Annotated in this window: 12 protein-coding genes; 7 read left to right on the plus strand and 5 right to left on the minus strand. The window is 42.0% G+C overall.

From position 1 onward, the window contains the following. Positions 1 to 20 precede the first annotated feature (20 nt). Positions 21 to 1,658, minus strand: coding sequence for an ABC transporter substrate-binding protein (locus tag ASL19_RS08035; protein WP_057177945.1), 1,638 nt, complete (start codon positions 1,656 to 1,658; stop codon positions 21 to 23). A gap of 419 nt (positions 1,659 to 2,077) precedes the next feature. Between ASL19_RS08035 and psbB the strand changes: the two genes are divergently transcribed. From psbB to coaBC, 3 genes are all read left to right on the plus strand, one after another. Then, complete coding sequence (gene psbB / locus ASL19_RS08040; RefSeq protein WP_057177946.1) at positions 2,078 to 3,607, plus strand: photosystem II chlorophyll-binding protein CP47; 1,530 nt, start codon at positions 2,078 to 2,080, stop codon at positions 3,605 to 3,607. A 142-nt stretch (positions 3,608 to 3,749) separates the two neighbouring features. Next, positions 3,750 to 3,857, plus strand: a complete 108-nt coding sequence (locus ASL19_RS08045) for a photosystem II reaction center protein T (RefSeq protein ID WP_006276052.1) — start codon at positions 3,750 to 3,752, stop codon at positions 3,855 to 3,857. Between the two features lie 86 nt (positions 3,858 to 3,943). Next, the gene (gene coaBC, locus ASL19_RS08050; protein WP_057177947.1) at positions 3,944 to 5,149 is read left to right on the plus strand and encodes a bifunctional phosphopantothenoylcysteine decarboxylase/phosphopantothenate--cysteine ligase CoaBC; all 1,206 of its coding nucleotides are present in this window, start codon (positions 3,944 to 3,946) and stop codon (positions 5,147 to 5,149) included. Here the strand turns inward: coaBC and pheA are convergent. Continuing rightward, positions 5,132 to 6,004 carry a prephenate dehydratase gene (gene pheA, locus ASL19_RS08055; protein ID WP_057177948.1) on the minus strand — a complete coding sequence of 291 codons (873 nt, stop codon included), beginning with the start codon at positions 6,002 to 6,004 and terminating at the stop codon, positions 5,132 to 5,134. The two genes, coaBC and pheA, sit on opposite strands and share 18 nt — an antisense overlap. An 87-nt stretch (positions 6,005 to 6,091) precedes the next feature. On the opposite strand from pheA, the gene ASL19_RS08060 reads away from it, so the two are divergent. Continuing rightward, a complete protein-coding gene (locus ASL19_RS08060; RefSeq protein ID WP_006276049.1) occupies positions 6,092 to 6,682 on the plus strand; it encodes a DUF1997 domain-containing protein in 591 nt (196 codons plus the stop codon). Here ASL19_RS08060 and ASL19_RS08065 read toward each other — a convergent pair. The 3 genes from ASL19_RS08065 to ASL19_RS08075 all read right to left on the minus strand — a co-directional run bounded on the left by ASL19_RS08065 (position 6,666) and on the right by ASL19_RS08075 (position 12,369). Further along, positions 6,666 to 7,307 carry a ribonuclease HII gene (locus tag ASL19_RS08065; protein WP_006276048.1) on the minus strand — a complete coding sequence of 214 codons (642 nt, stop codon included), beginning with the start codon at positions 7,305 to 7,307 and terminating at the stop codon, positions 6,666 to 6,668. The two genes, ASL19_RS08060 and ASL19_RS08065, sit on opposite strands and share 17 nt — an antisense overlap. 49 nt (positions 7,308 to 7,356) lie before the next feature. Continuing rightward, positions 7,357 to 9,450, minus strand: a complete 2,094-nt coding sequence (locus tag ASL19_RS08070) for an Rne/Rng family ribonuclease (RefSeq protein ID WP_057177949.1) — start codon at positions 9,448 to 9,450, stop codon at positions 7,357 to 7,359. A gap of 312 nt (positions 9,451 to 9,762) precedes the next feature. Next, a complete protein-coding gene (locus tag ASL19_RS08075) occupies positions 9,763 to 12,369 on the minus strand; it encodes a TIGR03960 family B12-binding radical SAM protein (RefSeq protein ID WP_057177950.1) in 2,607 nt (868 codons plus the stop codon). A 328-nt stretch (positions 12,370 to 12,697) separates the two neighbouring features. On the opposite strand from ASL19_RS08075, the gene ASL19_RS08080 reads away from it, so the two are divergent. The 3 genes from ASL19_RS08080 to ASL19_RS08090 all read left to right on the plus strand — a co-directional run bounded on the left by ASL19_RS08080 (position 12,698) and on the right by ASL19_RS08090 (position 14,211). Continuing rightward, positions 12,698 to 12,889 (plus strand): hypothetical protein, encoded by a 192-nt coding sequence (locus ASL19_RS08080; protein ID WP_006276045.1) that lies wholly within the window; start codon positions 12,698 to 12,700, stop codon positions 12,887 to 12,889. Positions 12,890 to 13,087: 198 nt separating this feature from the next. Continuing rightward, positions 13,088 to 13,369, plus strand: coding sequence for an ATP-dependent Clp protease adapter ClpS (gene clpS / locus ASL19_RS08085; RefSeq protein WP_006276044.1), 282 nt, complete (start codon positions 13,088 to 13,090; stop codon positions 13,367 to 13,369). A gap of 20 nt (positions 13,370 to 13,389) precedes the next feature. Beyond that, a complete protein-coding gene (locus ASL19_RS08090; protein ID WP_006276043.1) occupies positions 13,390 to 14,211 on the plus strand; it encodes a CPBP family intramembrane glutamic endopeptidase in 822 nt (273 codons plus the stop codon). The last annotated feature ends 14 nt before the right edge of the window (positions 14,212 to 14,225 follow it).

The following is a 14,225-nucleotide window of genomic DNA, read 5'->3' on the forward strand; positions in this document are numbered from 1 at the left end:
ATAATTAGGGTTGTTGGTTTTTATTTTTTGATGTTTTTGTAAATCAGATTCTGAGTGGGATCAAGTTGGACGTTGTTCACACCTTTTTGGGCAAAAACATAATCTTTATTTTGCCATAGGGGAATATAAGGAACATCTTCTAAAACCAGGTTCTGAATCTGATTAAATATTTTCTTTCTGGCTTCTGGATTCTGCTCTTGACGCTGTTGATCAATCAATTTATTCATGGTTTGGCTATAATAAAAAGCTCCTTGGGTTTGACTACCACCTTTTTCACAACCTTTGCTTTCTGAACCTTGCTCACATGCCAAAAATGGTTGGACATAGTTATCGGGATCTAAAAAGTCCGGATACCAATCTAATAGGGCTATGGGATAGGAACCTTTAGAAATTTCTTTGAAGAATGTTGCTCCTTCTACAGTTTTAATTTCTAGTTGTAATATTCCACCCATTTTGGTGTCAGCTAGGGATTTTAAGGTTTGTGCCACTAAACTGCGGGTAGGTGAACTGGAAGGATACCAAACTTGAATTTTGGCTGGCTTTTCTACAGAGAATCCCGCAGCAGTTAACAGGTTTTTGGCTCGGTCAAATTCTCCATCACCATATTTGTTTTTAAATAATGGTTGGGAAACATTAAATGTTGTCGGAATCATGCTATAAAGCGGATCCGCTTGACCATATAACACCCTGTCGTTCAATAGGGAACGATTGACTAATGAGGCGATCGCCTTTCGTACTTCTGGTTGATCTAGGGGTTGTTGATTTCTATTGAGTACCATATAACTAACTACACTACCTTGAGCAGTTATTGCTTGCCAATTTCCTGTTTTTGCTCCCTCTTCTAAACTGCGAATTTGATCTGGTTGTAATGACAAATAAGCAACGTCAAACGCCCCTGTTTTAAAGGCATTAAACAGGTTGACGGGACTAGATTGAATTTGTACGTTAATCCCCTTATTTGCCGGTTTTTCTCCCCAATATTGGTCAAAAACATCAAATTTTAACGAATCCGCTCCATATTCTTGGAGTTTATATGGACCAGTTCCCACAAATATATTAGGTTGGAATTTACCCGCCCCAATTTGATAGGATTTAGGTGATACCGGACACACCCCCGAAAAGGCTAATAAAGCAGGAAAAGCGGCAAAAGGTTTTTTTAACCTAATTGTTAATTCATGTTCCTTAGTTGCTTTTACTGAGTCTATAGTATCAGAAAGTAAAAACGAGGGTTTACCCTTATTTTCTATAAACCGCTGAATACTGAATTCCATAGCTTTAGCGTTAAAGGGAGTACCATCGTGAAAAACCACATCTTTACGCAAAGGTATGGTATATGTTAACCCATCCGCACTAACTTTAGGTAAAGAAGTAGCCAGTTGTGGTTGAATTTCCGTGCTACCTGGATTATACGTATACAGGCGATCGCTCATATTAAAAATTAAACCCAGGGATGCTAACTCATAAGCATCAGCGGGGTCAAGAGTTCTTGGTTTGGCAGTAGTGCCTATGGTAATGCGAGCATCAGCGGAAAGATTCTGGGGAGGGGTATTGGAATGCTGAGTGGGACTACAGCTAATGGTCAGTAAGAAGCACAAAGAGAATAGGGATAGAAATTTAACTGGTTTCCCTAACCAGCGGAAAAACTTAGTTATGGCCATTGTTGTTTTAAACTTAGCAATAATTTGGCGAACTTACCAAACTTGACCTCCTTCTCCTGGAATAATAACAAAGACATTTGGATCAACAATCACATTTTCAGGTTATACTTACTAAAAAATTCTCATTTTTGCTCGGAGCTGAAATAAGAGAGTTCTTAAAAGTGATGAGCTGGAAGACTTAACTTATGAAGGCAAATCGGCGATAATAAACCTAGCCACACGGCTATTGAGTAAATGCGAGGTTTCAACCCGTATGCACTCACCAATTAGAATCCCCATTTTTCTAAAGCGGGGAAATATCAATCAAGACTGGCAATAACAAAAACTCACCGGAGACCTGTGGATGGTAGATTATCACCTGAGCAGTCTCAGTAAGAAAATTGCTTTGTAAACTAACTTTTTAAGGAGGGGCGTAGTCAATGGGACTACCTTGGTACCGAGTACATACAGTGGTGCTGAACGATCCAGGCCGACTGATTTCCGTACACTTAATGCACACAGCCTTAGTTGCTGGCTGGGCTGGTTCAATGGCACTCTATGAATTAGCTGTTTACGATCCTAGCGATCCTGTTCTCAACCCGATGTGGCGACAAGGGATGTTCGTATTACCCTTCATGGCACGTTTGGGTGTAACCGAATCCTGGGGCGGTTGGAGCGTAACAGGTGGTACAGCAGTAGATCCTGGCTTCTGGTCATTTGAAGGCGTAGCTGCTGCTCATATAGTTCTCTCCGGTCTATTATTCCTAGCTGCTGTTTGGCACTGGGTTTATTGGGATTTGGAACTGTTTAGAGATCCCCGCACTGGCGAATCTGCTTTAGATTTGCCAAAAATGTTTGGCATTCATTTGTTCTTATCCGGTTTACTTTGTTTTGGATTTGGTGCTTTCCATCTCACTGGTCTATTTGGTCCAGGAATGTGGGTTTCTGATGCTTATGGTTTAACTGGCAGTATTCAACCAGTAGCACCTGAATGGGGACCAGCAGGCTTTAACCCCTTTAACCCTGGTGGTGTTGTGGCTCACCATATTGCTGCAGGGGTGGTAGGTATTATTGCCGGACTATTCCACCTATCGGTTAGACCACCGGAAAGGCTCTACAAAGCTCTACGGATGGGTAATATCGAAACCGTACTTTCCAGCAGTATTGCAGCAGTGTTCTTTGCCGCTTTCGTAGTAGCAGGAACAATGTGGTATGGAAATGCAACTACACCCATTGAACTGTTTGGACCTACCCGCTACCAGTGGGATCAAGGATACTTCCGACAAGAGATTCAACGTCGTGTGCAATCCAGTGTAGCTGGTGGTGCGACTTTAACAGAAGCATGGTCACAAATCCCTGAAAAGTTAGCTTTTTACGACTATGTGGGTAATAGTCCGGCTAAAGGTGGATTATTCCGCACAGGTCCTATGGTTAAGGGTGATGGCATTGCCCAATCTTGGCAAGGTCATGCAGTATTCACAGATTCGGAAGGAAGGGAACTGACTGTTCGTCGTCTACCTAACTTCTTTGAAACCTTCCCTGTGATTTTGACCGATAAGGATGGGGTTGTCCGCGCTGACATTCCTTTCCGTCGGGCGGAATCCAGATACAGCTTTGAGCAAACGGGTGTAACTGTTAGCTTCTACGGTGGTAATTTGAATGGTCAAACATTCACAGACCCTGCTGATGTGAAGAAATATGCTCGGAAAGCTCAAGGTGGGGAAATTTTTGAATTCGACCGTGAAACCTTGGGATCTGATGGTGTGTTCCGCACCTCTCCTAGAGGTTGGTTTACCTTCGGTCACGCTGTATTTGCTCTCTTATTCTTCTTTGGTCACATCTGGCATGGTGCTAGAACTATCTACCGCGATGTATTCGCAGGTGTGGAAGCGGATCTAGAAGAACAAGTAGAGTGGGGTCTATTCCAAAAATTGGGTGATAAGACCACTCGTGTTCGCAAGGAAGCTTAATTAGGTGTAAGGTAAAAAGTATGGGTCTTCAGACTTCCTACTTTTTGCCACCGGGCCTGTTTAATGTCAATTGGTGACCAAACCTCCCGGTTTTCACTGTGTTTGATAAAATCAAAATACTACCCTGATAGGAAATCCTAACATGGAAAGCGTTGCATACATTTTAATTTTGGCTTTAGCAATAGGCGTTCTATTCTTTGCGATCGCCTTTCGTGAACCTCCTCGCTTTGAAAGAAAACCCAAAGAGTAATACTTAGGGTTGAACCGCTCAAAAATCACTCAAAACTACCCAGATCTAGATCTTGGGTAGTTTTGATTTTCATTTGTACCAATTTCATGTCAACTAGCAATTCGGAAAGAAAAAAGGTCATTGTTGCTGTGGGAGGTGGTATCGCAGCTTATAAGGTTTGTCAGTTAATTTCCACCCTGTTCCAATCACAAGTGGAACTAAGAGTTATCCTCACCAATTCAGCTCAAAAATTCATTACTCCCCTAACTGTTTCTACCCTTTCTCGCCATCAGGCTTATACTGATGATGACTTTTGGCAACCAATCTACTCCCGTCCGCTTCATATAGAATTGGGAGAGTGGGCCGATCTTATGGTTATCGCTCCTTTAACAGCCAATACTATAGCTAAATTGGCTTATGGCATAGCTGATAACTTATTAACAAATACGGTTTTAGCTTCTACCTGTCCCATACTTTTAGCACCTGCTATGAATACCGATATGTGGGAACAGATCACAGTGCAAAGGAATTGGCAACAAATATTGACAAATCCTCGGTTTTATGCTATGCAAACCGCTCAGGGACTATTAGCGTGCGATCGCACGGGGGAGGGGAGAATGGCGGAACCGGAGGAAATAGAGGTTTGGGTGAAATCTTTATTACATACTCAAGGGAAAAGAGATTTAAGGGGAAAACAAGTTTTGATTAGTGCGGGAGGAACTAGGGAATATTTAGATCCGGTGCGGTTTATTGGCAATCCAGCAACAGGTAAAATGGGATTAGCTCTTGCACAAGCAGCACTACACAGGGGAGCGGAGGTAACACTAGTCCATTGTCCTTCCAGTTGGAGTGTTCCCCTGGGGGTAAAGGGTATACCGGTGATTAGTGCAGCACAAATGCAAGAAGTGATGTTAGAATATTTTCCCATTGCCAATATAATTATTATGTCCGCAGCAGTTGCGGATGTAAAACCGAGGGATTATAGTGCAGAAAAAATCCCTAAGTCCTCTTTACCTGAAAGTATACCTTTAGCACCAGTATCAGATATAATAGCCCACCTGGGCAAAATCAAACAACCCCATCAATTACTAATTGGTTTTGCAGCACAAACTGGGGATATTGTCACCCCTGCGCAAGAGAAATTACAAAGGAAGAATTTAGATGTTATCGTGGCCAACCCCATTGATAAATCTGACAGTGGTTTTGGCTCTGATAATAATCAAGCAGTGTTTTTAAAAACAAAAGGAGAGCGGTTAGATATTTCCTCCTGTTCTAAGTTGCAACTGGCCCATTATTTATTTGATTTTATCTGAATCAACTGTTAAGACTGTATAACTACCAAATATTTTTAATATTTCAACATTAATACTTATATTTTTTAGAGCAGTAGTCATTAACGATGAGAAAACACTGGCTTCTATATCGAGAAAAAACAGGTATTCCCCCAAAGAGCGTTTGGTAGGACGAGATTCAATTCGGCTCAAATTAATTCCTAAATCCGCAAATACTTGTAATACTTTAACTAATGCACCGGGAATATTGGCCGGGACACTAAATGCTAAGGATGTGTGGGTTGATGAACTTGAAGAACTTCCCCCCCCACTTTCTGGTGCTACCACCCAAAATCTCGTACAGTTGTCAGGATAGTCATTAATTCTGTCACTCAATATGGGTAAATCATACATTTGAGCTGCTTTCTCCGAGGAAATAGCTGCTGTTGTTGGTGATTTACCCAGCTTTTCCAAAGCTTGAGTGGTGGAACTAGTTGCACTTAAATTTGCTTGGGGGAGAAATTTCCCTAACCACCCTTGACATTGTGCTAATGCTTGAGGATGGGAATAAACTATTTCAATATCTTCTAATTTGGTAGCACAGGAAATTAAACAATGGTTAATTGGCAGCACTAAAGCTTGTTTAATCTGTAAATTTTCCAACTGCCATAAATTATCCATAGTCATACTTACACTTCCCTCAATGGAATTTTCCACGGGAACCACTGCCAAATTAACTTCTTGAACTGTTACAGCCTGTAGTGTTTTAGCTATAGTTGGACATGGACGTAGAATGACTTCTCCCTTAAATTCTTGATTTCCCTTAATCCAGTTTAAATAAAACGAAGCTGCTTGTTCCGAATAAGTGCCCGGTGGTCCTAAATACCCAATGTTCATTTCTTCGCTTGATGTGATGATATCCACCTATCCTCCCCTACCAAAAAACGTTACAATTGTGAATATTTGTAAATATCGCCTTAATCTATGGCTACTAAGTTCACTGCTTCCCAATCGGTTACAATTGCTGTTCCTAAACAGTCCATCCCCATTCAGCACTACTTACGTCAGCCCCATCGCTTAGTCAATGCTATGGTTGATAACAGTAGAGTTCAACATATCTCCGAAGAAGTGTTTCGTCTTAAAATGCGTCCTTTAACTTTCATGTCATTAAATATCCAACCTATAGTAGATATGAGAGTTTGGGCGGATGCCAACGGAACCATATATCTATGTTCACAAGGATGTGAAATCCGGGGTTTTGAATATGTTAACCAGCGGTTTGCTCTGAATTTAAAGGGGTATCTCTCCCCTCACCATGATGCTGATCATACCCGATTAGAAGGTAAAGCGGATCTAGAAGTTTTGGTGGATATTCCTTACCCCTTTTCCCTAACTCCCAAGGCGATTTTGGAAACCTCTGGTAATGGTCTGCTCAAGAGTGTTCTACTCACAATTAAACAACGAATATCCCACCATCTTCTTGCTGATTACCGTTCCTGGGTAAGTTCACAAATGGAAATCAATCAGACAACTAATGATAACACCGATATCTCTATCCTCAAAGTTGACTTTTAAAGTTGATATCTCCCCTCACCTGACAGGGACTAAAACTCCGTCGATGCAGGGGAGACGGCCCATACTTTTGTAAAGCTAATAAGTGTTTCCTACTCCCATACCCCTTATTACGGTGTAAATCATACATATCATACTTCTTGCCTAATCGCACCACTAAATCATCCCGCCACACTTTAGCCATAATACTGGCAGCTGCTATGTTGAGCGATCGCCTGTCACCCTGTATAATAGTTTGCTGCTCTATTAGTAAATCACGAATAAATTGATTACCATCCACAAGACAAAGAGAGGGCTGGGACTTGAGTTTGAGGACAGCCCGTTTCATTGCCAACAGAGTAGCTTGCAAAATATTTAACCTATCAATTTCCGCAGTGGTAGCATAACCGATTTTCCATTCCACAGCTAATTGGGCGACTTGCTGTGCTAGGTAATGTCTACGAGAAACAGATAGCTGCTTACTATCCTTAATTTTAGATTCAACCAGTATTGATAAAGCGGAGTTTGGCAAGATAACTGCAGCAGCGACTACGGGCCCAAATAAAGCTCCGCGCCCCACCTCATCCACACCAGCAATCCACCCTTCCTGGTTCCAGTGGTCAGACAATTCCTGCCAATTTGATTCCATAAAAACCAGAATCTAGGATAAACAAGGAGTTTGAAAATGAACAGGGGATTTACTCTTGAGCGGAGGGACGACGACGACGACGACGGGTAGGAGAATAGTTAGATTCGTCCTCTGATAGAGGTTCAAAACCTATATTGCCCAATAATTCCTCCGTGGGGGACTCAATTGCCATTTGGGGGCGAGAAAATTCCTCTAAAGGGATTTTTGATGTAGGAAGTTTGACCTTAGGAAATTCCAATTTAGGCTTTTCCTCAAGCATAGAATCCATATTAAACTCACCTGCATCAGATGTAATTTCCCCTGGTTGCATAATATTATAAATTACTGACTTGGGAGTTTTTGCCTCCGTCTCTAATTTAACACCGGGAGAAATTCCCATCAAGGCAAACATATCCTGTTCCTGGTTCGTCATTTCCACCTCAACGATTCGGGGTGGCTCTATCACTGGTTTAATTGGTTCTATTTTGACTTTAGTTCTCTCCGGTCTTTCAGTCCATCCCACCCTACCAAAGCTTGGTGCTTTGGGAGATTCTTTTACCAACAGACTTTCTGATAGCAGGGAGGGTATGTCGACCATGGGAGTGATTTCTGTGTCAGCTTCCAAATCCATCTCGCCACCAAATCCAGAAACCTCTGGTCTGCTTTCCTCTTTGAGGTTAGCACCACCAATGCGACTGCGACGGGTGCGAGTACGACGTTTGTGATCTCCCAACTCTTGATAGCTGGGATGGTTGACTAGATTACCAACTTCAGAATCGGTGTCAAACGCTTCACCAAAGCTATCAAATATCTCTCGATTTTCTCTAATTTCTGGGGCACGCACTACTGGGGTTCTAATTTCCCTAGGTTGGGCTGGGGTAAACTTTTCTGGCGCTTCCGCAGCGGGTATGGGCATGCGGTTTTCTACCTCCCCTGGTAGATGGACGATGTGTCCTAAACCACCACAAGTGGGACAGCTTTCACCAAACAGTTCATAAATATTTTGACCTTGACGTTTACGCGTCAGTTCTACTAGACCTAATTCTGTTAGTTGGGCAATTTGAGGACGAGCTTTATCTGCTTTCAGGGTCTTATTAAAGTGCTCTAAAACTTGCAGTTGGTCGCGTCTTGATTCCATGTCGATGAAATCTACTACAATTACGCCAGCAATATTTCTCAGTCTCAGTTGACGCGCTATTTCCGTTGCTGCTTCGCAGTTTGTCCACAGCACGGTTTCTCTAGCTGTTGCAGAGCGGGTAAAAGAACCCGAGTTCACATCAATTACTGTTAGTGCTTCCGTCGGTTCAATGATAATGTAACCCCCAGAGGGCAAATCTACCCTAGGACGTAATGCTTCTCTAATAGCAGCATTAATGCGAAAATATTCTAAAATCGGTGACCTGTCACGATGATGATCCAGTAGTACACCCTGGGGTGTCTGTCCTCCACTCCAATTTTGTAAATATTGTTTAACTCTTCTTAACCCTGTACTGGAATCCACTACAATACGGTTTACGTCCGCACCATACATATCCCGCAGTACCCTCTGAATGAAGTCGTCATCTCGATTTAATAAAGATGGCGCTCTCGTGGATGCTGCTTCCTGCTGAATGACTTCCCATTGCTTTTGTAGCAATTCTAAGTCTTCAATTATAGCTTCCTCTGGTTTACCTTCTGCCTCTGTTCGCACTAATATGCCCATACCAGCAGGTTTGATGAGTATAGCTAGAGCGCGAAGACGGTTCCGTTCACTTTCGCTCTTAATCCGTCTGGATAGGTTTACACCCTTTCCATAGGGCATGAGAACTACATAACGTCCCGGCATAGTAATATTACCGGTTAGTCTGGGACCTTTTGTTCCTGTAGGTTCCTTCATTACTTGTACTAACACTTTCTGTTGTGGTGTCAGTAACTCCGTAATTGCTGCGGAACTACGTTTAATCTTTAATGGACCTAGATCGGTCACATGGATAAATCCGTTACGTTCTGGATCACCGATATTCACAAAAGCTGCGTCTATACCCGGTAATACATTCTCCACAACCCCTAAATAGATATCACCAATCTGGTGATGACCAGTTGCTACAACTAGTTCTTGTATTTGATCTTCGGAAAATACGGCAGCAATTTGATGCTGTTCTGCGATAATAATTTGTTTTGGCATTCAAGTTCCTCAAAAATTGGCAGCACCAATGGGGATTAGGAGGAGCTTATTTTATACCTCTAGCCCCTACTGGTAGCCCTAGGACTGCTACTGGTAATAAAAATTTCCTCACGGACACGGCTTCACAAACCAGGAAGCCCATGGCCTTTTGTAATTGCGTTGCACACGCTTGATCATTGCTAAGAGTTTGGAGACCTTGGGTCTACCAATCTAGGAGCATTCTATCAAAAAGTCCTGCTCAACAAACTGGGTTTTCCACCCTATTTTCTGTTGACACTCTCTGACTTAATAAATTCACTGATGTAACTGGACCTAATTTGCGGTTCCCAAAACTATCCGATTGCGGTGGATATGCAAAAGTTGAAATTTTACACTGGTCACCATCTCCAGCATAAACAATATTTGCTCAGGACGCAAGATCACACCATCATGACGACAGCTACCCAAATAACGCACTATGGCTTCAGATTCCACTGATGAGTTTTCTAATTTGACTAGACTTAACTCAAACAGGCGATCGCGCAGATTTATGATTTGCTGCTTCCCGGACTTTGTCCGATGTTCTGACAAAATCTCTCTTCTAGCTAGTATGGATTCTATCCAATTTTGCCATATTTGTGCGTCAATCAGTTCTGAAGTAGAAATGGTGAGCAGGTATTCAGCTGCTACCATAGATTGATTAGCAGCAGGTGATGACAAGTCTATTTCTTGGACTTGATATAGGGGGATATTGGAGGGAAGTTGGCGTACCAATTGGTGACGAAAGTCTTCTAAATTCATGGATTGGGTTAATTCCAGGTCCAAAATTTCCCCACTGCTGGTGCTACCCAAAGACAAAGCACTTGCTAGAGCAATGCGGGGGTGGGGATGAAATCCTCCAGTAAAAGCAATTGGTAAACCCGCTCTTCTAATTACCCTATCAAATAACCGCATCAAATCCAAGTGACCGACCAAAGCCATATCATCTTGTTTACCGAACCACACTCTTAACCTTTGCACCCTGGTGGTATTAGGAACAAAATCGCCTGCGAACTCTGGTATGGGGTGGGGTTCAATTACCACATTGTGACCGAAATCTGTGCTACAGACACCGCAATGGGAACAACCCTCAAAAGAACAATCGGGAACGATCGCCGCAGCTAAAGCCCGTTTAAGATCTTCCTGTAACCACCTTTTATCAATCCCGGTATCTATATGATCCCATGGTAAAGCTGCTTCCAGCAGGGAATCGAAGTTAATGAGATTGTCATCTCCCATTTCCATTACATTCCATTCACCATTTTCTACCTGGCGGTATTTCCAGTTTAGTCCTGCTTGAGAGATAGCTTCTCCCCAAGCTCGAAAAGCAGTTTCCACGCTGTCATACCAGGAGTCCATTCCTGCACCCAATTCCCATGCTCGTTTGAGAACCTTCCCTAAAGTCCGATCTCCCCTACCAATAAAGTCTTCCATTGCAGAAAGACGAACATCGGTAAAATTTACCTTTACATTCCTGGTTCGGCGAAATTCTTGTTTGAGTAGGTTTTGCTTGCGGACAAATTCTGATGTAGAAACAGAATGCCACTGAAAAGGTGTGTGAGGTTTAGGGGTAAAATTAGAGACTGTCAGGTTAAAGTTGATAGACCTTCTATCCTGAGCGCGACATTCTCGTTGTAACCATCTGACGGTTTCTGCTATGGCCAGGATATCCGCATCCGTTTCCCCTGGCAGTCCAATCATAAAGTACAACTTAATTTTATCCCAACCTTTTTCCCAAGCTGTTTTTATGCCCCGCAATAACTCTTCGTTGGTCAGACCTTTGTTAATAATATCGCGCATCCGTTGACTACCCGCCTCCGGTGCGAAGGTCAAGCTCCCTTGTCTTGTCCCTCCTAATATGTTAGCAATATTTTCATCGAATCTATCCACTCTTTGGGAAGGTAAAGACAGGGTAATATTTTCATTCTTTAGACGGTTTTTGATTTCCATCCCCACTGCAGGTAGAGATAAATAATCGGAACAACTTAAAGATAATAGTGAGAACTCATTATAGCCTGTTTTGTGCATTCCATCAACTATGGCTTCTACCACTTTTTCTGGCTCCACATCCCTGGCTGGCCTTGTCAACATCCCTGGTTGACAAAATCTACAACCACGGGTACAACCTCTTCTAATTTCTATTGTTAACCGATCATGCACTGTTTCCATATATGGCACTAGACCTATAGAGTAAGCAGGTATGGGCACTGCTACTCTTCTAATAATTCTTTGCGGTACATCCGGTCGCAAAGCTCTTATTTGACCATTTGTCATTTCGTAAAACTGTGGCACATACACACCTGGAATTTGTGCTAAATCCCACAGCAATTCTTCTCGACTTAGACCCCCTGCTTTACCCTCTTCTATCACCAGTCCAATTTCTGGTAGTAGTTCCTCTCCATCACCCAGTGCGATAAAATCAAAAAAGTCAGTGTAAGGTTCGGGGTTTGACGTTGCTGTTTGTCCACCAGCAAAGATTAAGGGGTATTCCCCTCCCCTTTGTTCCCGCATGAGCGGTATTCCCGCTAAATCTAACATTTCCAGGATATTTGTCGCCCCCAGTTCATAGCTGAGGCTAAATCCGATAATATCGAAGTCTTTTAACTGGCGTTTTGACTCTACTGCAAACAGGGGTGTTTGGGTTTGACGCAATTTTGCACCTAGATCGGGCGCGGGGAGGTAAGATCGGTCACACAGTTGATTCCGCTGGGCATTGAGGATGTTATATAGGATAACGTGTCCTAGGTTGGAAGCTCCTACCTCATACACTTCTGGGTAGCTTAAAACCCATCTCACTCTAGCCTGCTCCCAGGGTTTATGTGTTGCTAAGTACTCATTCCCTAAGTAGCGTGCTGGTTTTAAAATGTCCGGTGTTATTAGTTCTTTTACTGAAACAGTCACTTTACGATTTATTATTTTGGAGTTAATTAGTAGCTATTGTCCATCATCTTAACAAAGGGAACTTTTTTCGGTCAAATACTTCTTATAATTCTACACCTCCATTTTACCAAATTCCAGCTATATGGGAAAAGAAAATCAATAAGCAAAAAAAATATTAAAAAAAGTTGGAATTTTAGTTAATTATTTTTTTATATGCTAAAATTCACCTCTATCTAAATATGTCCGCTCTTTTTTATTCGCCAACTACAAACCAATCTCCAGCTCTAGGAGTGTGAACGAGTGTTTTAATTTCAGTTAATGAGTAATAATTACAACTAGTTAGTTAGCTATGAACACAAAATACGCAATACGTCAGCTTGTGGAAAAGGCTCTGGAAACAAAAAAGCTGACACTGGAAATTGAGAATCAGATTAATTCGGAACTCACTCAATTAGGTTATATTTCAGACGTTGACTACGAAGCTCTAGAGCTATTAATGGCAGAAATGGATGCAGGTAGAGTTCAGGTGGTTCCATACTAGACTTTTTACGCCTAGACTATATAACACTAAAAATGCGATCGCCCGTAATACTTATGGTAAGTGGAGCTATCCTGAATTCTTCCCTCTCCACTTCCCATAAACGCGATCGCCAAAATTGTGGAATATAATAGAATATAATGGGTAGTGGGAGCAAACCCAAACTTCCAAATGTAGTAAATCCACAATCATTCAAGAGCAGTGTCAGTCGAAACCATTGAAAAACCCTCCACAACCCGCAAGCTGGCGCCCCGTTATCGCGTTTTGCTGCACAATGACGACTATAATTCCATGGAGTATGTCGTTCAGGTACTCCTTTCCACCATACCTAGTCTTACCCAACCTCAAGCTGTTTCCATTATGATGGAAGCCCACAGTCATGGTTTAGCTTTAGTTATAAGCTGCGCTTTGGAGCATGCTGAATTTTATTGTGAAAGTTTAAATAATTATGGTCTTACTAGCACCATTGAACCCGATGATTAGTGATAGAAAATAATATTAAAATGTTTAGACCTAGCAAAATAGCTTTGTGGATTTCCCAAAGACCTGCTCCACAGAGGGTGGGTTGTTTTATATTGTGTTTGTTAGTATTATGGTTGCCTTTTGCCATACCCATATACTTATTGGTGGAGGATGGCAACTTAGAAAGCATTTTCACCATGGTCTTGCTGTATGGAGAGTTTATTTTCTTGGTGAGGTTGTGGGGGAAAAAAATTTATCAAAGAGACAAAATACTAACTGACTATGGTTTAGAACTGTCTAGCTTAAATGGTGTAGATTTCTGCCAGGGTTTAAGTCTAGGAGTATTGAGTATTATACTATTATTTGGAGTACAAGGTTTATTAGGTTGGATCCTATGGCAACCACCAAAAGCATTTATAGTTCAAATCGTTTTAGAAGGCTTACTAGTTGCTGGTGGTATTGGTTTTGCAGAAGAATTATTATTTCGTGGTTGGTTGCTAGATGAGCTGAACCGAGATTATGATCCCCGTTTATCCACGGCAATAAATGCCATTTTATTCGCAGTTGCCCATTTCATTCGACCAATATCAGCTATTGTTAGTACATTACCGCAATTTCCAGCTTTAGTATTACTAGGCTTGACTCAAGTGTGGGGAAAGCATAAGAAAAGAGGAAGATTAGGTTTACCTATGGGTTTACATGGTGGACTGGTCTGGGGATACTATATTATTAATGTGGGGGGACTGGTTCAACCTTCAGGAGTAGTTCCCGATTGGGTAACAGGTGTTAATAATAATCCCTTTCAAGGTATTGTGGGAATGTTAGGTATGGCTCTGTTGGCATATCAAATGCGATTAAGATAGAGTAAATGCTCTTG

The sequence above is a fragment of the Cylindrospermopsis sp. CR12 genome (genome assembly GCF_001432185.1).
GTDB classification, from domain to species: Bacteria; Cyanobacteriota; Cyanobacteriia; order Cyanobacteriales; family Nostocaceae; genus Raphidiopsis; species Raphidiopsis raciborskii.